Source organism: Streptomyces sp. NPDC026394 (assembly GCF_055567735.1).
In genome coordinates this window covers 112,624-137,659 of record NZ_JBVHPX010000007.1, presented here as the reverse complement: position 1 = coordinate 137,659, position 25,036 = coordinate 112,624, and the positions used below count along the sequence as shown (strand labels likewise).

General features: G+C 72.9%; 18 protein-coding genes and 1 pseudogene. 15 read left to right on the top strand and 4 right to left on the bottom strand.

Annotated elements, in window-relative coordinates; all coding sequences use genetic code 11:
- Positions 1 to 156: 156 nt before the first annotated feature.
- Positions 157 to 1,116 carry a 1,2-phenylacetyl-CoA epoxidase subunit PaaA gene (paaA, locus tag ACZ4QV_RS18735; protein ID WP_361153227.1) on the bottom strand — a complete coding sequence of 320 codons (960 nt, stop codon included), beginning with the start codon at positions 1,114 to 1,116 and terminating at the stop codon, positions 157 to 159.
- A gap of 167 nt (positions 1,117 to 1,283) precedes the next feature.
- On the opposite strand from paaA, the gene ACZ4QV_RS18730 reads away from it, so the two are divergent.
- The 3 genes from ACZ4QV_RS18730 (at position 1,284) to ACZ4QV_RS18720 (ending at position 4,560) form a co-directional block, all read left to right on the top strand.
- Positions 1,284 to 1,952 carry a DUF5819 family protein gene (locus ACZ4QV_RS18730; protein WP_361580904.1) on the top strand — a complete coding sequence of 223 codons (669 nt, stop codon included), beginning with the start codon at positions 1,284 to 1,286 and terminating at the stop codon, positions 1,950 to 1,952.
- Positions 1,949 to 3,622 (top strand): HTTM domain-containing protein, encoded by a 1,674-nt coding sequence (locus ACZ4QV_RS18725; RefSeq protein ID WP_467763133.1) that lies wholly within the window; start codon positions 1,949 to 1,951, stop codon positions 3,620 to 3,622. The genes ACZ4QV_RS18730 and ACZ4QV_RS18725 overlap by 4 nt, the downstream gene beginning before the upstream one ends.
- 104 nt (positions 3,623 to 3,726) lie before the next feature.
- Positions 3,727 to 4,560 carry a TrmH family RNA methyltransferase gene (locus tag ACZ4QV_RS18720; RefSeq protein ID WP_361580907.1) on the top strand — a complete coding sequence of 278 codons (834 nt, stop codon included), beginning with the start codon at positions 3,727 to 3,729 and terminating at the stop codon, positions 4,558 to 4,560.
- Here ACZ4QV_RS18720 and paaN read toward each other — a convergent pair.
- Complete coding sequence (gene paaN / locus ACZ4QV_RS18715; protein ID WP_361580910.1) at positions 4,557 to 6,263, bottom strand: phenylacetic acid degradation protein PaaN; 1,707 nt, start codon at positions 6,261 to 6,263, stop codon at positions 4,557 to 4,559. The two genes, ACZ4QV_RS18720 and paaN, sit on opposite strands and share 4 nt — an antisense overlap.
- 219 nt (positions 6,264 to 6,482) lie before the next feature.
- Between paaN and ACZ4QV_RS18710 the strand changes: the two genes are divergently transcribed.
- The gene (locus ACZ4QV_RS18710) at positions 6,483 to 8,003 is read left to right on the top strand and encodes a 3-hydroxyacyl-CoA dehydrogenase (protein ID WP_361580913.1); all 1,521 of its coding nucleotides are present in this window, start codon (positions 6,483 to 6,485) and stop codon (positions 8,001 to 8,003) included.
- A 2-nt stretch (positions 8,004 to 8,005) separates the two neighbouring features.
- Entirely contained in the window at positions 8,006 to 8,593 is a 588-nt protein-coding gene (locus ACZ4QV_RS18705; protein WP_361153238.1) for a TetR/AcrR family transcriptional regulator, read from the top strand.
- Between the two features lie 64 nt (positions 8,594 to 8,657).
- On the opposite strand, the gene ACZ4QV_RS18700 is transcribed toward ACZ4QV_RS18705, so the two are convergent.
- Positions 8,658 to 9,149: an Lrp/AsnC family transcriptional regulator gene (locus ACZ4QV_RS18700; protein ID WP_361153241.1), complete on the bottom strand. Its 492-nt coding sequence runs from the start codon at positions 9,147 to 9,149 to the stop codon at positions 8,658 to 8,660.
- Positions 9,150 to 9,376: 227 nt separating this feature from the next.
- Between ACZ4QV_RS18700 and pdhA the strand changes: the two genes are divergently transcribed.
- The 9 genes and pseudogenes from pdhA to ACZ4QV_RS18655 all read left to right on the top strand — a co-directional run bounded on the left by pdhA (position 9,377) and on the right by ACZ4QV_RS18655 (position 20,847).
- Entirely contained in the window at positions 9,377 to 10,588 is a 1,212-nt protein-coding gene (gene pdhA / locus ACZ4QV_RS18695; RefSeq protein ID WP_361580917.1) for a pyruvate dehydrogenase (acetyl-transferring) E1 component subunit alpha, read from the top strand.
- Complete coding sequence (locus ACZ4QV_RS18690) at positions 10,585 to 11,619, top strand: alpha-ketoacid dehydrogenase subunit beta (protein WP_361614110.1); 1,035 nt, start codon at positions 10,585 to 10,587, stop codon at positions 11,617 to 11,619. Before pdhA ends, ACZ4QV_RS18690 begins: the two co-directional genes overlap by 4 nt.
- Complete coding sequence (locus ACZ4QV_RS18685; RefSeq protein WP_361580922.1) at positions 11,619 to 13,145, top strand: dihydrolipoamide acetyltransferase family protein; 1,527 nt, start codon at positions 11,619 to 11,621, stop codon at positions 13,143 to 13,145. Before ACZ4QV_RS18690 ends, ACZ4QV_RS18685 begins: the two co-directional genes overlap by 1 nt.
- A gap of 162 nt (positions 13,146 to 13,307) precedes the next feature.
- Entirely contained in the window at positions 13,308 to 14,282 is a 975-nt protein-coding gene (locus ACZ4QV_RS18680) for an NTP transferase domain-containing protein (RefSeq protein ID WP_361153398.1), read from the top strand.
- A gap of 614 nt (positions 14,283 to 14,896) precedes the next feature.
- Positions 14,897 to 16,390 (top strand): annotated as a pseudogene (locus tag ACZ4QV_RS18675) (molybdopterin molybdotransferase MoeA); the annotation flags it as partial.
- Between the two features lie 341 nt (positions 16,391 to 16,731).
- Positions 16,732 to 17,877: a potassium channel family protein gene (locus ACZ4QV_RS18670; RefSeq protein ID WP_361153251.1), complete on the top strand. Its 1,146-nt coding sequence runs from the start codon at positions 16,732 to 16,734 to the stop codon at positions 17,875 to 17,877.
- A gap of 106 nt (positions 17,878 to 17,983) precedes the next feature.
- Positions 17,984 to 18,961 carry an NAD(P)H-quinone oxidoreductase gene (locus ACZ4QV_RS18665; protein ID WP_361153254.1) on the top strand — a complete coding sequence of 326 codons (978 nt, stop codon included), beginning with the start codon at positions 17,984 to 17,986 and terminating at the stop codon, positions 18,959 to 18,961.
- Positions 18,962 to 19,122: 161 nt separating this feature from the next.
- The gene (locus ACZ4QV_RS18660; RefSeq protein ID WP_467763132.1) at positions 19,123 to 20,133 is read left to right on the top strand and encodes a hypothetical protein; all 1,011 of its coding nucleotides are present in this window, start codon (positions 19,123 to 19,125) and stop codon (positions 20,131 to 20,133) included.
- Positions 20,134 to 20,280: 147 nt separating this feature from the next.
- Positions 20,281 to 20,847 (top strand): bacterial proteasome activator family protein, encoded by a 567-nt coding sequence (locus ACZ4QV_RS18655; protein WP_174857193.1) that lies wholly within the window; start codon positions 20,281 to 20,283, stop codon positions 20,845 to 20,847.
- A gap of 51 nt (positions 20,848 to 20,898) precedes the next feature.
- Here ACZ4QV_RS18655 and ACZ4QV_RS18650 read toward each other — a convergent pair whose 3' ends face one another.
- Positions 20,899 to 22,809, bottom strand: coding sequence for a Stk1 family PASTA domain-containing Ser/Thr kinase (locus ACZ4QV_RS18650; RefSeq protein WP_467763131.1), 1,911 nt, complete (start codon positions 22,807 to 22,809; stop codon positions 20,899 to 20,901).
- Positions 22,810 to 23,302: 493 nt separating this feature from the next.
- Between ACZ4QV_RS18650 and ACZ4QV_RS18645 the strand changes: the two genes are divergently transcribed.
- Positions 23,303 to 24,955: a protein kinase domain-containing protein gene (locus ACZ4QV_RS18645; protein WP_361153263.1), complete on the top strand. Its 1,653-nt coding sequence runs from the start codon at positions 23,303 to 23,305 to the stop codon at positions 24,953 to 24,955.
- Positions 24,956 to 25,036: the final 81 nt, after the last annotated feature.

The window sequence follows — 25,036 nt, the reverse complement described above, 5'->3', positions numbered from 1 at the left end:
GGGCGGCGGGCGCACCGCCGGGTGCCGGCTGCGGTGTGTCCGGTCCCGCTGGTGCAGCCCCGGACTCGGGCTGGCTCCTCGGTCCGGTCCGGCTCCCGGCGCCGTCCGGAGCCGGCCGGCTTCCCGGGTGCTCGCTGCTTTGCGTACCGGTCGTGGTCATCGGGTCCCCTCCCCGTGCTTGGCCGCGTACGCCGCCGCGGCGTCGCGCACCCAGGCGCCTTCTTCGTGGGCGCGGCGCCGCTGGCTCATCCGCTGGTCGTTGCAGGGCCCGTTGCCCTTGAGCACCTCGCGGAACTCGTCCCAGTCGATGGGGCCGAAGTCCCAGTGACCGCGCTGTTCGTTCCACGTCAGGTCGGGGTCCGGGAGGGTGAGGCCGAGGGATTCGGCCTGTGGGACGCAGATGTCCACGAAGCGCTGGCGCAGTTCGTCGTTGGAGTGCCGTTTGATCTTCCAGGCCATGGACTGGGCCGAGTGCGCCGATGCGTCGTCGGGCGGGCCGAACATCATCAGCGAGGGCCACCACCACCGGTCCACGGCATCCTGCGCCATGGCGTGCTGGGCCTCGGTGCCGCGGCTCAGGGCCAGCAGGAGCTCGTAGCCCTGGCGCTGATGGAAGGACTCCTCCTTGCAGACGCGGACCATGGCGCGGGCGTACGGGCCGTACGAACAGCGGCACAGCGGGACCTGGTTCGTGATCGCGGCGCCGTCCACCAGCCAGCCGATGGCACCGACGTCGGCCCAGGTCAGGGTGGGGTAGTTGAAGATGGACGAGTACTTCTGGCGGCCGGAGTGCAACTTGTCGAGCAGCTCGTCGCGGCTTGCTCCGAGGGTCTCGGCGGCGCTGTAGAGATACAGGCCGTGGCCCGCCTCGTCCTGCACCTTCGCCATCAGGATCGCCTTGCGGCGCAACGACGGGGCCCGGGCGATCCAGTTCGCCTCCGGCTGCATCCCGATGATCTCGGAGTGCGCGTGCTGCGCTATCTGGCGTACCAGCGAGGAGCGGTAGGCGTCCGGCATCCAGTCACGCGGCTCGATGCGCTCGTCCGCTGCCACGGCGGCGTCGAAGCCTGACTCCAGGGCCGCGAGGGACTCCTCGCCCGGCGCGATCGTCGTCATGTGATCCCCCTGCCTCCCGACCGACCGATCGTTCGGTTCAATGGTGTGGCCGCGCGTGCGGGGTGTCAAGCCTGTGGATAACTCAGGGGAGGGTGTGCCGCGTGGGGTCGCCTAGGTACGGTTCCGGAGCGGTGAAAAGCCGCTCGGGATCTGGGAACGGGGCAGGAATGCAGCATTACGGGGACGAACCGCGGCCACCGGCCGCGCTCTCGCTACCGTCACGCATCGTGGTGACCGTCGTGGCGGGCGCCGTGACGCTGGCCGTCGCCGTCCACCTGGCGATGATGTTCCTGCACGTGGCGCCGCCCAACACGCTGAGCAAGCAGCACAGCGAAGTGATCAACGACTACGTCTTCCCGGAGTACGAGCAGAACTGGAAGCTGTTCGCGCCCAACCCGCTGCAGCAGAACATCGCGGTGCAGGTGCGCGCCCAGGTGCGCACCGAGGGCGACGACCGGCTGACCACCGGCTGGACCGACCTGTCCGCCGTCGACGGCCGGGCCCTGCTGCACAACCCCGTACCCAGTCACACGCAGCAGAACGAACTCCGCCGCGCCTGGGAGTACTACCTGAACACCCACGACGCACAGAACCGCACCTCCGGTGCACGAGGTGAGCTGGCCGAGCAGTACGTACGGCGGATCGTGATGCAGCGCATGAGCGCGCAGTGGGCGGCGCGCGGCAAGGTCGAGCAGATTCAGGTGCGCTCGATGACGACGGCCGTCAGCCCGCCGTCGTGGAGCTCGGAGAAGATCAGCGAGAAGCCCAGGTACCGCGAGCTGCCCTGGTGGCCGGTCACCGCAGACGACCTGCCCGAAGGAGCGAAAATCCAGTGACAGCGCACAGGACGCCTTCGCAAGGGACTCCGCAAGGGGCGCGGGACGCGGCGGACACCGGTTCCCCGGCGGCGAAGCGCCGTACGGAGACGGAGGCCGCGGCGGGGAGCGGCCGTACGGACACCGGCACGCCGCCGGCAGTCGGCGAGAGCGGTATCGGCTCCTCGGCGACGACCACCGGTACCGGAGCCGGCACCGCGCTGACAACCGGCCGGACGGACAGCGGCGTCGCCGCGGCGGTCGTCCCCGCCCAGAACCGCTCGGACTCGGACCCGGACTCGGGCTCGAACTCGGACACCGACACGGACACCGGCCGTCCCGCAGCAACCGTCCCTGCCCAGAGCCGGACGGAACACACCGACTCCCCCGCCCAGGCCCGCACCGTCTGGCCCACCGTCCCCCAGCCCCCCGGCCCGCCTTCGGAGCCGCCCACCGTCCCGGCGTCCGACCCGGCCCCCCGCCCGGCCCCCGCGACGACCGCCCGCCCCGACGAGACGCGCGTCGAGCGCGCCTTCGGACAGGCCTTCAGGCGCGTCACGGGCAGCGCGTTCGCCCCGTACCAGTCCGCCGTCATCCGCATCGGGTTCGCGGCCACCTGGCTCTTCTTCCTGCTGCGGGAGTGGCCGTACCGGCACGAGCTGTACGGTCCCCACGGCCCCTGGAGCGGCGACATGGCGCGTCGGCTCCTCGACGGAAACGAGGCGTTCTCGGTCCTGACGTGGACCGACAACCGGGGCTGGTTCGAACTCGTCTACGGCCTCGCCGTCGTCGCCAGCGCCCTGCTGCTGGTCGGCTGGCGGACCCGCACCATGTCGGTGCTGTTCATGGTGGGTGTGCTCTCGCTGCAGAACCGCAGCATCTTCATCGGGGACGGCGGCGACAACGTCCTGCACCTGATGGCGATATACCTGGTGCTGACCCGGTGCGGGCAGGTGTGGTCGCTGGACGCGCGCCGCGCGGCGCAGCACGCGGGACCGCCCGGCGGGGGACCGTCGCGTGACCTCACCGGAGTCGTCCTGTGGGCGGTTCTCGGGCTGTTCCTCGCCGTCGCCCAGGTCCTGGGCCTGTCGGGCCTCTCCTGGTTCGGCCCCGGGCCTTTCCCGAACGTGGGCTGGGGCCTGACCTTCTGGTTGCTGTGGCTCTCGCACGGGGTGTGGTGGGCGGTGCGGAGGTACGCGCCCGGAGAGCCGCGCACCGTCCTCGACATGATCACCAAGCTGATCCACAACGGTGCCCTGCTGGTGATCGTCGTCGAGGTCTGCCTGATCTACGCCACGGCGGGCTGGTACAAGATCCAGGGAACGCGCTGGCAGGACGGCACCGCGGTGTACTACCCGATGCACCTGGACTACTTCTCGCCCTGGCCGGAGCTGTCCCGGGTGCTCGCCGACAACGGCCTGATGATCATGCTGATCACGTACGGCACGGTGATCGTGCAGGTCGCCTTCCCCTTCACCCTCTTCAACCGCCGCCTGAAGAACGTGCTGCTGGTCGCGATGATCTGCGAGCACCTGTCGATCGCGTTCCTGCTCGGCCTGCCGTTCTTCTCGCTCGCGATGATCACGGCGGACGCGGTGTTCCTGCCGACGGTCTTCCTGGTGTGGCTGGGAGCCCGGGTCACCTCCGTACGCGACCGGGTGCTCCCACGCCGTACAGCGGTACGCGAGTGATGTCGTCCAGCGGTCCGCGAGTGACGTCATGCGGCGGTACGTGAGTGACGCCGTGGACGGGAGCGGCGGGTGTCCGCCCGGCGGGCAGTTGAGATAGTGGAGAAATGATCGAGAACGGGACCTCGGACGATCCGGTACGGCGCTGGCGCGCGAGCGCCGGCGATCCGGCCTCGGTCCTCCTGGACGGCTTCCACGCGCTGAAGCACGCCCTGCGCTTCGGCGGGGACGTCCGGCACGTCCTGACCAGCGACAAGCCCGCCCTGCTGGCGCTCGCCGAGGAACTCGCGGACGACCTGACCGGCGACCTCGACGCGCTGGCGGAGCAGGTTCCCGTGACCGCACTGCGTACTCTCCTGCCGAAGGTGCACCCCACGGGTGTCGCGGCCCTCGCCGTACGCCCCGACGCCGCGGCGAACCTGGCCCGGCTCCGCGAGGTCCCGCGGCCCGCTCCCGTCGTGCTCCTGGAGAATCCCCGCAACCTGGGCAACATCGGTGCCGTCGTCCGCCTGGCGGCCGGTTTCGGCGCCACCGGCGTGGTCACCACCGGCTCGCTCGACCCCTGGCACCCCAACGCCGTACGGGGCAGCGCCGGTCTGCACTTCGCCGGTGCGGTGGAGCGCCTGACGCTGCCGGAACTGCCGCCAGGACCGGTCTATGCCCTCGACCCCGAAGGCGTGGACATCCGCTCCGTGACGTTCCCGGACGACGCGATCCTGGCCTTCGGGTCCGAGCGGCAGGGCATCTCGGACGAGCTGCGGGAGCGGGCGACGGCGCTGGTCGCGGTGCCGATGCAGGCGCGGGTGTCCAGCTTCAACCTGGCCACGAGCGTGGCCATGGGCCTCTTCCACTGGATGTCCCGCGGCACGGCGGCACCGGCCGCCGCGGCCGGGGTGAACGGAGCGGCTGCCGGGCCGACGCTCTTCTCTCCTGGGCTCTAGTTCTCCTGGGCGGGCCTGCGCACCTCCACCGTCCGGAAGCGGTCGGCCACGAACGCGCCGTCGCACAGGGCCGCGTTGGCCGCCGGGTTGCCGCCCGAGCCGTGGAAGTCGGAGAAGGCGGCGGTCTGGTTGACGTACACCCCGCCGGTCAGGTTGAGGGAGAGCTGCGCGCACTCCTCCAGGCACGCCTCTTCCACCAGTTTCTCCACCTCCCCGGAAGTGGTGTACGCGCCGACCGTCATCGCGCCCTTGACGCGGGTCGTGTGCCGCAGCAGGTCCACCGCGTCCGCCGCGGAGTCGACGGCCACCGCGAAGGAGACGGGGCCGAAGCACTCCGAGAGGTAGGCGGCGTCGGCGCCCGCGCCTTCCCAGAGCTTGCGTGCGCCGTCCATCTTGACCATCACTGGCGTACGGACCGTGGCGTCGGGGAAGTCGGGGTTGGCCACCTCGCGGGAGGGCAGAGCCACCTCGCCCAGCCCGGAGGCCGCCTCGATCCGCTCCTTGACCTGCGGGTTGACAATCGCGCCCAGCAGGGCGTTGGCCCGCGCGTCGTCGCCCAGCAGCTTGTCCACGGCGGTCGCGAGGTCGCCGACCACGTCGTCGTACGACTTGGGGCCGACGTCCGTGGTGATGCCGTCGCGGGGGATGAGGAGGTTCTGCGGGGTGGTGCACATCTGGCCGCTGTACAGGGACAGGGAGAAGGCGAGGTTGCCGAGCATGCCCTTGTAGTCGTCCGTCGAGTCGATGACGACCGTGTTGACGCCGGCCTTCTCCGTGTAGACGCGCGCCTGGGGCGCGTTGGCCTCCAGCCAGTCGCCGAACTCGGTGGAGCCCGTGTAGTCGATGATGCGGACCTCGGGGCGTACCGCGAGGGTCTTGGCCAGGCCCTCGCCGGGCCGGTCGACGGCCAGGGCGACCAGGTCGGGGGAGAACCCGGCCTCGGCCAGCACCTCGCGCGCCACCCGGACGGTGAGCGCGAGCGGCAGCACGGCCCGTGGGTGCGGTTTGACCAGGACCGCGTTGCCGGTGGCCAGGGAGGCGAACAGGCCCGGGTAGCCGTTCCACGTCGGGAAGGTGTTGCAGCCGATCAGGAGGGCGACGCCGCGGGGGACGGCCTTGAAGGACTTGGTCAGCTCCAGCGGGTCGCGCTTGCCCTGCGGCTTGGACCAGGAGGCCTGGTCCGGGGTGCGGACCTGCTCGGCGTAGGCGTACGCGACGGCCTCCATGCCGCGATCCTGGGCGTGCGGCCCGCCCGCCTGGAACGCCATCATGAACGCCTGGCCGCTGGTGTGCATCACGGCCTGCGCGAACTCATGGGTGCGCGCGCTGATCCGCGACAGGATCTCCAGACAGACCAGGGCCCTGGTCTGCGGGCCGGCATCGCGCCACGCGGGCACCGCCGCGCGCATCGCGGGCAGCAGCACGTCCGCGTCCGGGTGCGGGTAGCTGATGTTCAACCCGATGCCGTACGGGGAGACTTCCGCGCCCACCCAGTCGTCCGTACCGGGCTGGTCCAGCTCGAAACGCTTGCCGCGCAGGGCGTCGAAGGCGCTCTGGCCGTCCGCCGCGGCGTTCTCCCCGTAGGCCTTGGGATGCTCGGGATGCGGGGACCAGTACGCGCGGGTACGGATCGCCTCCAGCGCCTGGTCGAGCGTCGGACGGTGCTTTTCGAGCAGCTGCGCTGCGGTCAGTTCGGCGGCCATCGAAGACCAACTCCTCGTCGGGCGGGCTGGGCCTGCCGTCTCAGGGCGCCCGACGCGCGGCGCGGACGCCACGCCGAGGAAGCGACGCCTCTGCGCGGACAGGTCCGAGGACAGGGCTGGGCACCATTTCGGCGACGGGGCTAGAGTAACCGAACGATCGGTCGGGGCAAGCGGGTCCGGCGAACCTGTGGACAACTCCGTCGGGGAGGATCAGCCGTCATGACAGCCATCGAAGCGGGCCGCACCGTCGCGGTCGTCGGCACGGGCACCATGGGCCAGGGAATCGCGCAGGTCGCGCTGATCGCGGGCCACCCGGTGCGGCTCTACGACGCGCTGCCGGGCCGGGCCGCCGATGCCGCCGAGGTGATCGGACGCCGCCTGGACCGGCTGGTGGAGAAGGGCAGGATGGCGCCCGCGGAGCGCGCGGCGGCCCGCGCGCGCCTCACCCCCGCTTCCGCACTCCCCCAACTCGCCGACGCCGCACTCGTCGTCGAGGCGATCGTGGAGGAACTCGGCGCGAAGCAGGAACTGTTCGCCGCCCTGGAGGACGTGGTCGGCGAGGACTGCCTGCTGGCCACCAACACCTCCTCCCTGTCCGTCACCGCCGTCGCCGGCGCGCTCCGCCTGCCCGGGCGCTTCGTGGGCCTGCACTTCTTCAACCCGGCACCGCTCCTGCCCCTCGTCGAGGTCGTCAGCGGATTCACGACGGACGCCTCGGCGGCCACCACCGCGTACGAGACGGCCGCGGCCTGGGGCAAGACTCCCGTACGCAGCGCCGACACTCCCGGCTTCATCGTCAACCGCATCGCCCGCCCCTTCTACGCGGAGGCCCTGCGCGTGTACGAGGAGCGGGCCGCCGACCCGGCCACCGTCGATGCCGTGCTGCGCGGGTCCTGCGGCTTCCGGATGGGGCCGTTCGAGCTGATGGACCTCATCGGACAGGACGTGAACGAAGCCGTCACCCGATCGGTGTGGGAAGGCTTCTTCCGTGACCCGAAGTTCACGCCCTCACTGGCGCAGCGGCGCCTGGTGGAGGCCGGGCTGCTGGGCCGCAAGACGGGGCGGGGCTGGTACGACCACGCCGACGGCGCCCCCGGGCAGCAGCCGCACACCGCGCAGCCGTGCCCGGCACCGGCGGCCGTGACGGTGCACACGCAGCTCACCGGGCCGGCCGCCGTCCTCCAGGAGCTGATCGACGAGGCCGGCATCAAGGTCACCCGGGACGGCACGCCAGGGGAGCACCAGGGCTGCATCCGGTTGCCGGGCGGCGCCCGCCTGGCGCTGACCGACGGCCGCCCCGCCACCGGGGACCCGTCAGGTCCGGCGATCCGCTTCGACCTGGCGCTGGACTACTGGGCCGCGACCCGCATCGCCCTCGCGCCCGGCGCGGAGGCATCCGAGCAGGACGTACGGGAGGCGGTCGGCCTCTTCCAGGCGCTCGGCAAGAAGGTGAGCGTCATCGACGACGTACCGGGCATGATCGTCGCCCGTACCGTCGCGATGATCGTGGACTTCGCCGCGGACGCCGAGGCGCGCGGCGTCGCGAGCCGCGAGGACATCGACACGGCCATGCGGCTCGGGGTGAACTACCCCGGCGGGCCCTCGGAGTGGGCCGCGCGCGTCGGCCGGCACTGGGTGTGCGACCTGCTGGAGACGCTGCGCCACCAGTACGCCGACGGCCGTTACGGACCGTCCCGGGCCCTGCGCCGCAGTTTGAAGCTGAACGGCCGGATGCTCTAATCATGACCATGGCCAAGCGCGACACCTACACGCCCGATTCGCTGCTGTCGGTCGCCGTCGAGGTGTTCAACGAGCGCGGGTACGACGGCACCTCCATGGAGCACCTCTCCCGGGCGGCCGGTATCTCCAAGTCCTCGATCTACCACCACGTACGCAGCAAGGAAGAACTGCTGCACCGCGCCATAAGCCGGGCACTGGACGGGCTCTTCGGAGTCCTCCAGGAGCCCGGCGCGCGTACGGGGCGGGCCATCGAGCGGCTGGAGTACGTGGCCAGGCGCGAGGCGGAAGTGCTGATGGAGGAGCTGCCGTACGTGACGCTGCTGCTGCGGGTGCGCGGCAACACCGACACGGAGCGCTGGGCCATGGAGCGCCGGCGGGACTTCGACGGCGAGGTCACCGAGCTGCTCAAGCAGGCCGCCGCCGACGGTGACCTGCGCGCGGACGTGGACGTCCGGCTGGCGACCCGGCTGCTCTTCGGCATGATCAACTCGATCGTGGAGTGGTACCGGCCGGGCCGGGGCGGCTCGGCGAACAGTGACGAGGTCGCCGAGGCCGTGGTGCGGACGGCGTTCGCGGGGCTGCGGACCTGAGGCGGGGCCCCGGGCCGGCCGCCGACGTCCTGAGACGTCCTTCAGACGTCCCTGAACGGCGCGTCTAACTGCGCTCGGCCCCCAGATCGGTCTCCTCGAAGACGAGCAGGGTGCGGGTGCTGAGCACCTCCGGGATCGACTGGATACGGGTGAGGACCAGTTCCCGCAGCTCCTGGTTGTCCTTGGTGTGCACTAACAGCAGCACGTCGAAATCGCCGCTGACCAGGGCGATGTGCGCGGCCCCCGGAAGCTCGGTGAGCTGGGCGCGGACCGTGCGCCAGGAGTTCTGCACGATCTTCAGCGTGACGTAGGCGGAGGCGCCCTGCCCGGCCCGTTCCTGGTCGATGCGCGCGCTGAAGCCGCGGATCACTCCGTCGTCGATCAGCCGGTTGATGCGCGCGTAGGCGTTGGCGCGGGAGACGTGTACACGCTCGGCAACGGAGCGTATGGATGCGCGTCCGTCCGCCTGCAGCATGTTCAGGATCGCGCGGTCGATGGTGTCCAAGGGGCGGGCGGGGCGCTGCCCGCCACCGTTGGCCATCTGTTCGTCCGGCATACCGCCTCGCCTCCCCTGGATGGACACCCTGTCCTCATCTCAGGCTGTGGAGAACCGATTGTCCACAGGCTGAGCCCGCCTGTAGCCAAAATGTGCCGACGACCGAACAATCGGTAGGTGCGGGCCACTCGTCCGGTCCCTTCGTTCCTCTACCCGCCCGTCGTCCATCACCGACCCCCGCCAGGCGCTCCGCGCCACTCTTTCCGAAGTCCAAGGAGGTGCTCGTCATGACGGTTCTTGAGCAGCGCGGCAGCAGGAGGAGCGGGAGCTACTGGCCCGCACCGCCGCCCGCGTGGCGTCCCCGCGTGGACCCCGCGCCCCTCCTGCCCGACGCGGAGCCGTACCGGCTGCTGGGCACGGACGCCGCCGGCCGGATCGATGCCGGACTGCTGACGGACCTGTACGAGCAACTGGTGCGCGGCCGCCGCTACAACGCCCAGGCCACGGCCCTGACGCGGCAGGGCAGGCTGGCGGTCTACCCCTCCTCCACCGGCCAGGAGGCGTGCCAGGTCGTCGCCGCGCGGGTGCTGAAGGAGCAGGACTGGCTCTTCCCCAGCTACCGCGACACCCTCGCCACCGTGGCCCGCGGCCTCGATCCCGTACAGGCCCTCACCCTCCTGAGGGGCGACTGGCACACGGGGTACGACCCGCACGAGCACCGCATCGCCCCGCTGTGCACACCGCTCGCCACCCAGCTCCCGCACGCGGTGGGCCTCGCGCACGCCGCGCGCCTGAAGGGGGACGACGTGGTGGCGCTCGCACTGGTGGGTGACGGCGGCACCAGCGAGGGTGACTTCCACGAGGCGCTGAACTTCGCCGCGGTGTGGCAGGCCCCGGTGGTCTTCCTCGTCCAGAACAACGGGTTCGCGATCTCCGTACCGCTCGCCAAGCAGTCCGCCGCACCGTCCCTCGCCCACAAGGCCGTCGGGTACGGGATGCCGGGCCGTCTGGTGGACGGCAACGACGCGCCCGCGCTGCACGAGGTGCTCGGCGAGGCGGTGGAGCGGGCGCGCCGGGGCGGGGGACCGACGCTCGTGGAGGCGCTCACGTACCGCATCGAGGCGCACACCAACGCCGACGACGCCACCCGCTACCGCACCGAGGCCGAGGTCGAGGAGTGGCGTCAGCACGACCCGATAGCCCTGGTGGAGCGGGAGCTGACCGAGCGCGGCCTGCTCACCGACGACTTCGTGCAGCGGACCCGGGACGGCGCCGAGGAGCTGGCCGCCGGACTCCGGGAGCGGATGAACCAGGACCCGGCCCTGGCCCCGATGGACCTGTTTGCGCACGTCTACGCCGAGCAGACCGCCCAGTTGCGTGAGCAGGCGGCGCAGCTCCGGGCCGAGCTGGAGGCCGAGGCGGCGGACGCCGAGGGCGACACCGGAGGGGATACCGCCGGCGGGACGGCGCGCGGCGCGGCTGAGGAGGAGCGGACATGACGGCGACAGCGGCGGAGGCCGGACGCAAGCCCGCCAGCATGGCGCAGGCGCTGAACCGCGCGCTGCGCGACGCGATGGCCGACGATCCGGCCGTCCATGTGATGGGCGAGGACGTGGCCGAGCTGGGCGGGGTCTTCCGGATCACCGACGGCCTGGCGAAGGAGTTCGGCGAGGAGCGCTGCGGCGACACCCCGCTCGCCGAGGCGGGCATCCTCGGTACGGCGGTCGGTATGGCCATGTACGGGCTGCGGCCGGTCGTGGAGATGCAGTTCGACGCCTTCGCCTACCCCGGGTTCGAGCAGCTCATCAGCCATGTCGCCCGGATGCGCAACCGCACCCGGGGTGCCATGCCGCTGCCGCTGACCATCCGCGTCCCGTACGGCGGCGGCATCGGCGGCGTGGAGCACCACAGCGACTCCTCCGAGGCGTACTACCTCGCCACCCCCGGGCTCCAGGTCGTCACCCCGGCGACGGTCGCCGACGCGTACGGGCTGCTGCGGGCGGCCATCGCCTCCGACGACCCGGTGGTCTTCCTCGAACCGAAGCGCCTGTACTGGTCGCGCGCCGACTGGTCCCCCGACGCCCCGGAACCGGTGGCCGAACTGGGCCGCGCCGAGATCCGGCGGCCCGGGCGCAGCGCCACGCTGATCACGTACGGACCGTCGCTGCCGGTCTGCCTGGAGGCGGCCGAAGCGGCCACGGCGGAGGGCTGGGACCTGGAGGTCCTCGACCTGCGCTCGCTGGTGCCCTTCGACGACGAGACGGTCTGCGCCTCGGTACGGCGTACGGGCCGCGCGGTCGTCGTGCACGAGTCCAGCGGCTTCGGCGGCCCCGGCGGGGAGATAGCCGCGCGCATCACGGAGCGCTGTTTCCACCATCTGGAGGCGCCGGTGCTGCGGGTCGCGGGCTTCGACATCCCGTACCCGCCGCCCATGCTGGAGCGCCACCACCTGCCGGGCGTCGACCGGATCCTGGACACCGTCAGCCGCCTCCAGTGGGAGTCGGACTGGACCGAGGGGAGCGGTGACTGATGGCCGTGGTCCGTGAGTTCACGCTGCCCGACCTCGGAGAGGGCCTGACCGAGGCGACGGTGGTGCGGTGGCTGGTCGAGGTCGGCGAGGTCGTCGCCGTCGATCAGCCGGTGGTCGAGGTGGAGACCGCGAAGGCGCTGGTGGACGTGCCGTGCCCGTACGGGGGTGTGGTCACCGCGCGGTTCGGGGACGAGGGGGCGGAACTGCCCGTCGGGTCGCCGTTGCTGACGGTGGCGGTCGGGTCGCAGGCGCCGGGCGCCGGGCAGGCAGGGGCCGCCGAGGAGGGCGCGGGTGCGGGGGAAGCGAGTGGTGAGGCCGGTGGGGACGCGGGGTCCGGTGCGGGTACGGGTGCGGCCGAAGGGTCGGGGAATGTCCTGGTCGGGTACGGCACGAGTGCAGCGGCGGCGCGTCGGCGACGGGTCCGCCCCAGCGCGGGTGCCGGGGCGGCCGGGGGACCGGGTGGGGCCTCGGGCGCGGGGCGGGGCGGGGCTTCGGGGCCGAAGGACGTACGGCGGGGTGGTGCGGCGGCCGGTCCGGTGCCGGTGATTTCCCCGCTCGTCCGACGGCTGGCGCGGGAGCACGGGCTGGACCTGCGGGAGATACGCGGGTCGGGGCCGGAGGGCCTGATCCTCCGTACGGATGTGGAGATGGCGGTACGGGCGCGGGCGGCCGGAGCCGGGACCGGGGCCGTGACCGAGGCTGGAGCCCGGGTCGGGGCTGGGGCTCGGCCCGGCGTCGGGCTCGGGGCCGTCGGTGGTGAGGGCCGGCCGTCGGCCGTGTCGGGGAGTGCGGCCGGTGCGGAAGGCGGTGCGGTGACGTCCGTGGGGCTTCCCCCGGAGGCCGAGCGCATACCGCTGCGGGGCATGCGGGGCGCCGCGGCGGAGAAGTTCCGGCGCAGCCGTCAGGAGATCCCCGACGCGACCTGCTGGGTGGACGCCGACGCCACGGAACTGCTCGCCGCGCGGCGGGACATGAACGCGGCCGGTGGGGCGAAGGTCTCGCTGCTCGCGCTGCTGGCCCGTGTCTGTACGGCGGCGCTCGCGCGGTATCCGCAGCTCAACGCCACCGTCGACCTGGCGGCCAACGAGATCGTTCGGCTGCCCGCCGTGCACCTGGGCTTCGCGGCGCAGACCGATCGCGGACTGGTCGTGCCGGTCGTACGGGACGCGCACCGCCGTACGGCCGAGGGGCTGTCCGCCGAGATGGCCCGGCTGACCGAGGCGGCCCGGACCGGTCAGCTCGGCCTGGCCGAGCTGACCCACGGCACCTTCACCCTCAACAACTACGGCGTCTTCGGCGTCGACGGCTCCACACCGATCATCAACCATCCCGAAGCGGCGATGCTGGGGGTGGGCCGAATAACGGCGAAGCCGTGGGTCCACGAGGGGGAGTTGGCCGTACGCCAGGTCGTGCAGCTGTCGCTCACCTTCGACCACCGGGTGTGTGACGGAGGTACGGCGGGCGGGTTCCTGCGGTTTGTCGCGGACTGTGTGGAGCGGCCGGCGGTGTTGTTGCGCTCGGTGTGAGCGGGCCCGGTCGGTGATCGGGACGCTCCCGGCGATACTCAAGGAGTGACCGACCACCAGACCGCGCACGGCAAGGACCCGCACGGCAAGGACCCGCACGGTCAGAGTCCGTACGACCAGGGTCCGTACGGCCAGGGTTCGCACGATCAGCGTCCGTACGACGTGATCGTTCCGGCCGGGGGCGCTGCCCGGCGGCTCGGCGGGGTGGACAAGCCCGCGGTGTCCGTCGGGGGACGGCCGTTGCTGGACCGGGTGCTCGACGCCTGCGCGGACGCGACGACCGCGGTCGTCGTCGGGCCCGCGAGGCCCACCGTGCGGCCGGTCGTGCACGCCCGTGAGGAGCCGCCCGGTGGCGGGCCGCTGGCCGCGCTGGACGCCGGGCTGCGGCACAGCACGGCGCCGGTGGTGCTCGTGCTCTCCGCCGACCTGCCGTTCCTGACCGGCGTGACCGTACGGGCCCTGCTCGCGGCGGCCGCGCAGGACGGGGCCGACGGCGCCCTGCTCCGGGACACGGAGGGCCGGGACCAGCCGCTGGTCGCCGCATACCGGGCGGAGCCGCTGCGCCGGGCGCTGGACGGCGTACGGGCCGAGCACGGCGCGCTCACCGGGCTGCCGTTGCGCGCGCTGACGGGGCGGTTGGCGCTGCGCCGGGTGCCGGATCCGACGGCCGCGGCGTCCTTCGACTGCGACACCTGGGAGGACATCGAGGCGGCACGCGCCCGCATCAGGGAGCATGGAACCGTGTTGGACGAATGGATCACCGCAGCCAAGGCCGAACTGGGCATTGAACTCGATGTCGACACGGCGGCCCTCCTCGACCTCGCGCGCGACGCCGCGCACGGTGTGGCCCGGCCGGCGGCGCCGCTGACGACGTTCCTGGTCGGTTACGCCGCCGCCCAGCAGGGCCGGGACGTGTCGGCCCTGGCGGAGAAGGCGGCCGCGCTGGCCAACCGCTGGGCCGCCGAGGCCGCCGGAGGCACCGGGACCGCCGAGAACACCGGGGCCGCCGGGAACCCCGGGGCCGCTGAGGTCACCGGGAAGGCCGGGAGCGCTGGGAGCACCGGGGCCGCCGGGACTGCCGGTGCCACGCCGGAGGCGGCACCCGAGGCCGAGCCGGAAGCGAAGCCGGCGGAATGACCGACGGGGAGTTCGACGACGCGCTGGCGCTGGCCAACGGCGGCCCGGTCGAGATGCCGCGCCGCGACGCTCACCGGCCGCCGGGCCACGACGCCGACGCTCAGCGTGCGCCGGGCCGGTACGACGACGGCCGGCGTGGGGAAAGCCGCTACGACGACGGCCGGCGTGGGGAAAGCGGCTACGACGGCGACCGGCGTGAGCGGAGCCGGTACGACGACGGGCGCTCGGGGTATCGCGGTGCCGGTTCTGGTTCCGGTGCCGGCCGGGCGCCGGAGCACGGTGACGGGTACGCGAACAGGAACGAGTACGGGTACGGGGGCGAGCCCGCTTCCGGTGCCGTGCCCGCGCCCGCGCCCGCTTCCGGTGCCGCTCCCGCTCCCGCCTCCGGTGATGACCGTTACGCGCCGGTCTTCGACGACGGTTACGCGTGGATCTTCGAGGAGCGGGAGCCGACCCGGGAGACCGGCAGGGGAGGACGGGCGCCGACGGCCGGTACGGGGCTGGACGACGACACGCGCCGGGGCCCCTACACCCCGTGGGACGCCGCCCCGCCCTCGGGAGCGCACGAGCCGCCGCACGCCCCTGGCAGCGCGCCCGATCCCCCGTCCGCGCCCGTGCCCCGGACTTCACCTTCGACGCGCCCCTCCTCACCCGTGCCGTCCCCACCGGCGGCCGGCCCCGGCGCCCCCGGTTGCTCCGGCGATCCCCATCGCCCCGGTGCCCCCGACCACCCCAGCGCTCCCACCGTCCCCCGCAACCCCACCCGCGACATCCCCGACCACCACGGCCGACGCACCCAGCACGACCACCCCGCGCCCACCTCATGGCGCACGGCCCGCAGGATCGCCGCCCGTGCGCCGTACGGCCCGCTGCCCCCGGTCGTCTGCCCGCTGGGCAGCGCGGCGCTCGGCCGTACCCTCGCCGAGCCGCTGGTCGCGCTCACCGACCTGCCGTCCTTCGACACCTCCGCGATGGACGGCTGGGCGGTGGCCGGGCCCGGCCCTTGGCATCTCGCCGCCCGTACCCGCCCGGATGAGCGCGAGCACGGCATCCTGGCCGGTCACGAGACGTCCGAAGGCGTGGCCGACGGTGACGCGGTGCCGATCGCCACGGGCGCGCGCATCCCGCCCGGCGCCACGGCCGTACTGCGCAGCGAACACGGCGAGGTACGCGTCCGGCCCACCGGCGGCGCGCAGTTGTACGCGCCCGCTCCCGTACCGCACGGTCAGGACATCCGGCCGCGCGGGCAGGAGTGCCGCCGTGGCGACCAACTCCTGCCCGCCGGTGCGCTGGTGACCCCGGCCGTGCTGGGCCTGGCCGCCGCCGCGGGGTACGACGCGCTGGCCGCGTACGCCAGGCCGCGCGTGGAAGTTCTGGTGCTCGGTGACGAGTTGCTGAGTTCCGGGCTGCCCGGTGAGGGCCGCATCCGGGACGCGCTCGGCCCGATGATCACCCCATGGCTGCGGGCGCTGGGCGCTGAGGCCGGGCCGCCCCGCCATCTCGGGGACGACGCCGAGGTGTTGTACGACGCCCTCGCGTCCTCGGAGGCCGATCTGGTGATCACCACCGGGGGTACGGCGTCCGGGCCGGTCGACCATGTCCACCCCACGCTGCGCAGGCTGGGGGCGGAGATTCTGGTGGACGGTGTGGCGGTACGCCCCGGCCACCCCATGCTCCTCGCCCGTATCCCGGACCACCCGGACCACCCGGACCACCCGGATCATCCGAACGATCCGTGCAAACCAGGCCACCCGGCCCCCGGCCGTCTCCTCGTCGGGCTGCCCGGCAATCCCCTGGCAGCCGTGTCGGGCCTGCTCACCCTGGCGGAACCGGCACTGCGCACGCTCGCCGCCCGCCGTCGGCTGCCCTCCTACCGGGCACCGCTGACCGCCGACGTGCCCGGCCACCCGCACGACACGCGGCTGGTTCCGGTCGCCTTCCGGGACGGCGCGGCCGACGAGGAGGACGGCGGCGCGGTCGTACCGCTGCGTTTCAGCGGGCCCGCCATGCTGCGCGGCATCGCGGCGGCCGACGCGATGGCGGTCGTACCGCCCGGCGGCGCGGAACGGGGTGACGAGGTCGAACTCCTCGACCTGCCCTGGACGGCCGACGGGACGGCGGACGCGGTGACGGGCTGGGCGCCCGAGGCACCCGCCCCGCCCGCCACACCTGGCGCGTCCCCCCGGCCCACCTCCTCCGTCACGTCTGGCGTATCTCCCCAGCCCACCCCTTCCGTCACGCCTGGTGCATCCCCCCAGCCCGCCCCCTCCGACGCCCCCGACACCGGGGACCGTCCCGGTTCCGGCACCACCCCAGACCCGCGCTCGAACGTTTCCGCGCCCCGGCCACCGGACAACGCTCCAGAAGCCACCCCACCGGGCCCCACCCCACCCGACCCCCCACCCACCCCCTCACCCGGCCCCACCGACCCGACCGGCGGAGGCGCCGCGTGAAGCTCCCCACCCACGACGCCGCGGCGCGCGAGATCCCCGAGGAGTCCAGCCACCGCGTCGTGCTGCCCCGCCGCACCCCGGTGGCGCCGCTGCGCCAGGTCGCGCGCCGGCTCCTGATGGCCCTGCTCGTGCTCGTCGCGACGGTGGCCATCGTCTGGGTCGACCGCGACGAGTACCACGACAACGCCAACGGCTCCGTCGACTTCCTCGACTGCGTCTACTACGCCACCGTCACGCTCTCCACCACCGGTTACGGCGACATCGTCCCGTACGGAGACGGCGCGCGGCTGCTGAACATCCTGCTCATCACGCCCCTCCGGGTCCTCTTCCTGATCATCCTGGTCGGCACCACGCTCGAAGTCCTCACCGAGCGCACCCGCGAGCAGTGGCAACTGAACCGCTGGAGAAACGCCTTGCGCGACCACACCGTCATCGTCGGATTCGGCACCAAGGGCCGGTCGGCGGCCCAGACCCTGCGCGCGACGGGCCTGACCCGCGACCGCATCGTCATCGTCGACCCGAGCCCCAAGGTCATCGACTCGGCGGTGGCCGAGGGCTTCGCGGGCGTGGTCGGCGACGCGACCCGCAGCGACGTCCTCGTACGGGCCGAGATCCAGCGGGCCCGGCAGGTCGTCATCGCCACCCAGCGCGACGACACGGCCGTCCTCGTCTCGCTCACCGCCCGCCAGCTCAACAAGAAGGCCAACATCGTCGCGGCCGTACGGGAGGAGGAGAACGCGCCGCTGCTGCGCCAGTCCGGCGCCGACATGGTCATCACCTCGGCCAGCGCCGCCGGCCGGCTGCTGGGCCTGTCGGTGCACAGTCCCAGCGCCGGTACGGTCCTGGAGGACCTGATCCAGCAGGGCAGCGGGCTGGACCTGATCGAGCGCCCGGTGGTGAAGGCCGAGGTCGGCAAGTCGGTACGGGAGACCGACGACCTGATCGTCTCCGTGCTGCGCGGGCACCGGCTGCTCGGGTACGACGATCCGGCGGCCAGCCCGTTGCAGGCCGCGGACCGGGTGATCACCATCGTCCGGGCGGCGTCCGCGGAACAGCAGGACGGCCCGACCAAGCCCGGCGTGAAGCCGATGATCCCCGGTACGGGGGTGTCCTCGATGGCGCCGGTGCGCCGCGACGACTAGGACGAGCTCCCAGCCCGAGCCCCCGAGCCCCCGAGCCCCGCCTCCTTCGCCTGCCTGCCTCCCCGCCTCCCTCCACCGCCCCGGGCGGCGGAGTAGCCTCGCGGCCATGCGTGCGATCACCATTCCCGAACCCGGCGGTCCCGACGCCCTCGTATGGGCGGAGGTGCCCGACCCGCAACCGTCCGAGGGGGAGGTCCTGGTCGAGGTGGCGGCCACGGCCGTCAACCGCGCCGACCTCCTCCAGCGCCAGGGTTTCTACGACCCGCCGCCCGGCGCGCCCCCGTACCCCGGCCTGGAGTGCGCCGGGCGCGTCAAGGCCCTCGGCCCGGGGGTCAGCGGCTGGTCGGTCGGCGACGAGGTGTGCGCGCTGCTGGCGGGCGGCGGGTACGCGGAGCAGGTCGTCGTCCCGGCGGGCCAGCTACTGCCCGTACCGAAGGGCCTCGACATGGCCGCCGCGGCGGCGCTGCCCGAGGTGACGTGCACCGTTTGGTCCAACGTCTTCATGATCGCCCACCTGCGGCCCGGCGAGACGCTGCTCGTGCACGGCGGCTCCAGCGGCATCGGCACGATGGCGATCCAGCTCGCCAAGGCCGTCGGCGCCCGGGTGGCGGTCACCGCGGGCAGCGCCGACAAGCTGGCCCGCTGCGCCGAACTGGGCGCCGACATCCTCGTCAACTACCGGGACCAGGACTTCGTCAAGGAGGTGCGCAAGGCCACCGAGGGCAAGGGCGCGGACGTCATCCTGGACATCATGGGTGCCAAGTACCTCGGCCCGAACGTCAAGGCGCTGGCCACCAACGGACGGCTCGCGATCATCGGCCTCCAGGGCGGCGCCAAGGGCGAGTTGCATCTTGGCGCGCTGCTGGCCAAGCGCGGTGCCGTCACCGCCACCTCGCTGCGTGGCCGTCCGCTGGCCGAGAAGGCGTCGATCGTGGCGGCGGTACGCGAACACGTCTGGCCGCTGATCGAGAACGGCCGGGTCAAGCCGATCGTGGACCGTACGCTGCCGATCGCGGAGGCCGCCGAGGCGCACCGGGTCGTGGACGCGAGCGGCCACGTGGGCAAGGTCGTCCTGACGGTCTGAACCCACCTCCTCCCGGGCCGCGCCATCATCCCCCGGCCGTACGCCCGCTACGCCCGAGATGCCGCTGACCACCCTCCGTGTGACGCTGAGGTGATCAGGCGACGACTCCGCAGGCCCGGGAGGTCATGGGCGTGACTTCGGAACGCGTGACCCCGGAACCCATGGCCCCGGGACCTGTGGCCGCGGCGCTGCGGCAACGGCGGCGGCCGTACCGCCCCCGCCTGCACCGGGACGGCCCCCGCCCGCACCGGGCCCGCCCCCGTCCGAACCGGGACCGCCCCCGCCCACAGCGGGTCCGCACCCGTCGGGCCCGCCCCTGGCTACAGCGGGCCCGCCCCCGTCGGTTCCGCCTCCGTCTCGCCTCCGGCCTGCTGCTCTGCACCGCCACGCTGCTGCCCCTTCTCCACGGGACCGCATCGGCGGCCACGGCAGCGGGCACGGCCGCTCACGCCGTTCTCCGCAGCGGTGACGCCTCCGGCCACAGCCCTGCCCCCGATACGGGCCGGAGCACTCCCGCCCCTGCTCCCACCCGTAGCCCCAGCCGTCACCACCACCCCCACACCGACTCGCACCACACCAACCCGCACCACACCAACCCGCACCACAGCAACCCGCACTCCAATCCCCACTCCACCCCCCACCCCGCCCCCGACCCCCTGACCGAGCTCGAACAGGCCAACCCCCTGAGCCCTCTCCTCCCGGTCCCGCTCGGCCCCCTGCTCGGTTCCGGTCCGGGCCCCGCCCACCCGGCCCTCCCGTCGGAGCCGCACCCGTCCACCCCGAACGCCGCCCCCTCGGCCGCCGCGGGCGCCACGGACGGCCGTGTGTCCCGTCCCCCGTCCCCAGCCGCCACCTCGCAACGCCCTGGAGCGGCCTCTCCCGCCCCCGCGGCCACCCGACGGGGTGATCTGGCCGGACGCCTCGCCCGCCGCCCCTACGTGCCCCTGCCGCCTCTCCAGGCCCCCGCTCCGACGGCGACCGCCGCCCGGACGCACGGTCCTTCCCGCTACGCGCCCGGCGCGGTGCCCGGCGCCGCCTCCGCCGCGTCCCGGGCCCCGTACGCCGACTCCGGTACGGGCAGCGGCGTCCACCGGGTCCTGCCACTGGGCGCCGGCATGGCGCTGACCGGGCTGGGCCTCGGTTTCATCGCCCTGCGCCTGAGACGCTCCTGAGCCCGGCCCGGCGCCCGCCTCGAGATCACCCCCGTACGCCTCAAGATCACCCCGCACTCTCCCCGAAGCCCGTCCGGCCCCGGAGGTTGGATCACCTTTCTCCCGGGGCACAACCGTTCCTGGTCGGCTGTACGAGAGAATGGCGGCATGGATATGCCGATGAACGAACGGTCGCAGGAGAGCCCGCACGTCCTGGTGGTCGGCCCGGACGGAATGGCTCTCGGCAGCGCCGGCTCCGGGGGCGGGGACGGCGACGACGAGTCCCGCGAGGTTCCCGTGACGGACATGGTCGAACAGCCCGCAAAGGTCATGCGCATCGGCAGCATGATCAAGCAGCTTCTCGAAGAGGTGAAGGCGGCGCCGCTGGACGAGGCGAGCCGGGTGCGCCTCAAGGAGATCCACTCCAGCTCGGTCAAGGAGCTGGAGGACGGCCTGGCGCCGGAGCTGGTGGAGGAGCTGGAGCGGCTGTCCCTGCCGTTCACCGACGACTCGGTGCCCACGGACGCGGAACTGCGGATCGCCCAGGCCCAGTTGGTCGGCTGGCTGGAGGGCCTGTTCCACGGCATCCAGACCGCGCTGTTCGCCCAGCAGATGGCGGCCCGCGCCCAGTTGGAGCAGATGCGCCGCGCGCTGCCGCCCGGTGCGGTGCCGGCCGACGACATGGAGCAGCCCAACCCCGGCCAGGGCGGCGCCCGCTCGGGTCCGTACCTCTGAGCCGCCCGGCCCCCTGCTCCGGCCGATCGGCCGGCCGGAGCGGTCCCGGTCCTACGAACTGCGCCCGGTGGACACGGTCAGGTGAATCTTCTCGCCGCCCTTGGGGTCCCACAGGGTGGTCGGGGACTGGCTGACGACGGTGTTCTTGCCGTGGATGGAGCTGCTGCGCTCGGAGATGTCGTACGACCAGCCGGCCGCGTCCATGCACTGCTTCACCGAGGTCAGGTTCTTGCCGTAGAAGGACGGCAGGAAGATCTTGCCCTTCTGGCTGTAGCTCTTGGCCGGGTCGGTGCAGCGCGTGGTGGAGATCGTGGCCGTCGGGTCCTCGGGCTTGACCGAGGGGGACGGCGAGTAGGTGTACGGGCTGGTGCGGCGGGTGTGCGTGGTGTCGCTGCCGCCGCTCAGGCCGATGCCGATGGCGATCGCGGTGACCACGACCACGCCGATGACGGCGGAGACGACGATCACCGGGGTGTTGCCGCGGCCGCCGGAACGGTTGCCGCCCGGCCGAGGGCCGACCGGTGCGGGCGCCGGAGCGGGGGTCGACGGTCCGGCGTACGGCGGCGGGGTCTGGAAGCCGCTGTTGAACGGAGCCGGACCTTGGGCCGGAAGCGGACCCTGTGACGGCATCGATCCCTGTGACGGCATCGGCCCCTGTGACGGGATCGGCCCCTGAGCCCCCACAGGCCCCGAAACCCCCACCGGCCCAGACGTCCCCATCGACCCAGACGCCCCCATCGGCCCCGGAGCCCCCATCGGCCCCTGCCCCGGAATCGGCCCCTGACCCGGCCCCGGATAAGCGTTCACCGGCGGCGGCGTGGACGGCGCCGACGGCCCGAAGCCCGGTCCGCCGGCCGCCGACGGGCCGGGGCCCATCTGCGGGCCGGACTGGGGCGCGGCCTGCGTCGGCCGGTACGGCGTCTGGACGCTCGGCGGCGCCGGGGTCTGCGGCCCGGCGGCGTTCGGGGACGCGGTCGGGAAGACCGCGGAGGCCACCGAGGCGCCGCTGGTACGGGCGCGCGGGCCCTCGCTGATGATCAGCGGGGTGGCGCCGGACTGGCCCGACCCGGCGACGCGCAGGCACTCCTCGCGCATCGCCTCGGCGGTCGGGAACCGCTCGTTGGGGTTCTTCTTCAGCGCGCGGGCGACCAGCGCGTCCACGGCGGGCGGCAGCGACCGGTTGATGCCGGAGGGGACCGGCGGCTCCTCCTGGACGTGCGCGTACGCGATGGCCAGCGGGGAGTCCGCGTCGAAGGGGAGGCGGCCGGTCAGCAGTTCGAAGAGCATGATGCCGACCGAGTACAGGTCGGAGCGGGCGTCCACGCCGCGGCCCAGGGCCTGCTCGGGCGAGAGGTACTGCGGGGTGCCGACGACCATGCCGGTCTGTGTCATGGAGGTGACGCCGGACTGCATGGCGCGGGCGATGCCGAAGTCCATGACCTTGACGACGCCGCGCTTGTTCAGCATGACGTTGCCGGGCTTGATGTCCCGGTGGACCAGGCCCATCTCGTGGCTGGCCTCCAGGGCGGCCAGCACATCGGCGGTGATCTTCAGGGCCTTCCCGGTGGGCATCGCGCCGTGCCGGGCGATGTCGCCGTCCAGGTCGGAGCGGAGCGGCTGGCCCGCCACGTACTCCATGACGATGTACGGCACCACGCCGCCGTCCCCCGCGCCGGAGGCGCTGTCGGACAGCGTGTCCTCGCCGGAATCGAACACCGAGACGATGTTGGTGTGCGTGAGCTTCGCCACGGACTGGGCCTCGCGCCGGAAGCGTTCGCGGAACGCCTGCTCGCGGCCGAGCTCGGTGTGCAGCGTCTTGATCGCGACCTCGCGGTCCAGGACGGTGTCGTACGCGAGGTGCACGGACGCCATGCCGCCGGCGCCCAGAAGATCACGGAGCTGGTAGCGTCCCCCGCCGACCGAACGGCCCTCGTACCCGTTCTGAGCGCCGTCCTGGCTCATGGTTCCGCTTCCCCCTCGGCGCGCTGTTCCCGCGCCCGTGTTGCGGCGCGCCGCGCCTCGTGGCTGTTGCCGTGCCCGTCCGTGCCGCCCTGTGTGACCTGTTGACGTGCACAGACGTTACTCAAGGTGGTGGGCCCCCGGTACCTGCGGCAGGTGGTGGGCCCGCGGCACGTGCGCCTGCGGACGTGCCGAGATCAGTATGGGTTGTACCGGGATCGTGGCCGAATCCCAGCCCAGTGTCTCCCAGGGCACGGACACGTCAAGCCGTGTGCCCGTTCCGTGACCGGATGCGCAAGATCCCATTACGGTCCCGGACCGTCCGGGCCGCCCGTCGGCGGGTCGTCGCCCGGGGTTAACTTGCGACAATGGGGCCGTAGAAGGTGTGATGACCGGTCCATCACGGGACCGGCGTGTGCCGCGGAGCCTGTAGCGTGCTCTAGCGAAGACCGAGACCTTACCGCTGTGATGCGGATCGATACGACGGCGAGGACCGATGGCACCGACGCAGAGCCCCCAGGGCCCGTCCGATCCTGATGCCACCGGCTCCCACTCTCCTGATGCAAATCCTTCCGATGCACCGGAGATGTGGGGCAATGGCGGTTTGGTGGGCGACGGACGCTACCGGCTCACGCGCCGGCTCGGCCGTGGCGGCATGGCGGAGGTGTTCGCCGCCGAGGACGTGCGCCTCGGCCGCACCGTCGCCGTCAAGCTGCTGCGGGCCGACCTCGCGGAGGACCCGGTCTCCAAGGCCCGCTTCACGCGTGAGGCACAGTCCGTCGCGGGGCTGAACCATCACGCGGTGGTGGCGGTGTACGACTCCGGCGAGGACTACGTCGGCGGCAACACCGTGCCGTACATCGTGATGGAGCTGGTCGAGGGCCGCACCATCCGTGACCTGCTGCTGAACGCGGACGCCCCGCCGCCGGACCAGGCGCTGATCATCGTCTCCGGGGTGCTGGAGGCGCTGGCCTACAGCCACCAGCACGGCATCGTGCACCGCGACATCAAGCCCGCGAACGTGATCATCACGCACGGCGGCGCGGTCAAGGTGATGGACTTCGGCATCGCCCGCGCGCTGCACGGCGCGCAGTCGACGATGACCCAGACCGGCATGGTCATGGGCACGCCGCAGTACCTGTCGCCCGAGCAGGCCCTCGGCAAGACCGTGGACACCCGCTCCGACCTGTACGCGACCGGCTGCCTGCTGTACGAACTGCTGGCCCTGCGCCCCCCGTTCACCGGCGAGACCCCGCTGTCGGTCGTCTACCAGCACGTCCAGGACATGCCGGTGCCGCCCTCCGAGGTCGCCGGAGCGGTGCCGCCGGAGCTGGACGGCCTGGTGATGCGCTCGTTGGCCAAGGACCCGGACGACCGTTTCCAGACCGCGGAGGAGATGCGCGGGCTGGTCCAGTACGCCCTGCAGATGCTGCACGAGCAGGGCGGCCACACCGGTACGTGGAACACCGGCCCGGTCGCCGTGCACGAGGGCGGGCACACCCCGGCCCTGGGCTCGGCCGCCGCCACCACGGCGCTGCCGCACCCGGACCACGGGCAGACCACGGCCCAGCCGATCCTGCCCCCCGGTATGCGGGACGGCGACGGCGGCTACGAGGGCGGACACCGGCCCGCCAAGGGCGGCCGCGGCAAGATCTGGCTGATCGCGGCGCTCGCGGTGATCGCCATCGCGGTCGGGGTGGCCATCGCGCTGCAGAACGCGGGCGCCGACAAGAAGAAGGACCCGGCGCCGACCAAGAGCCCGTCGGCCTCCCAGAGCGCCTCGGAGCAGCCCTCCGAGGAGCCGTCCGACGAGCCGACCAACACGTACACGCAGCCGGGCGGCTCGGGCGGCAACTCGCACACGTACAACCCGCCGACGACGCGCTACCCGAGCACGCCGCGCACCTCCCAGCCGCCCAGCTCGCCGCCGCCGTCGAGCAAGCCCCCGACGACGACGCCGACCGGCAAGCCGACCAACGGCAACACGTCCAGCGGCAACACGAGCAGCGGTGCCAACGGCGGCAACGGCGGTGACTCCAACGGCAACACGTCGAGCGGCAACACGAGCAGCGGCAACACGAACGCCGGGACGAACGCGGGCAGCGGCCCGGGCGGCAGCGGCGCCGTCGGCGACCTGGACGGCGACTGACCGCCTCCCCGCCTGATCACTGCTCAGCGACCGTCTGACCACTGCTCAGCACCTCGTCCGGACACAGCGGGCGGCCGGATC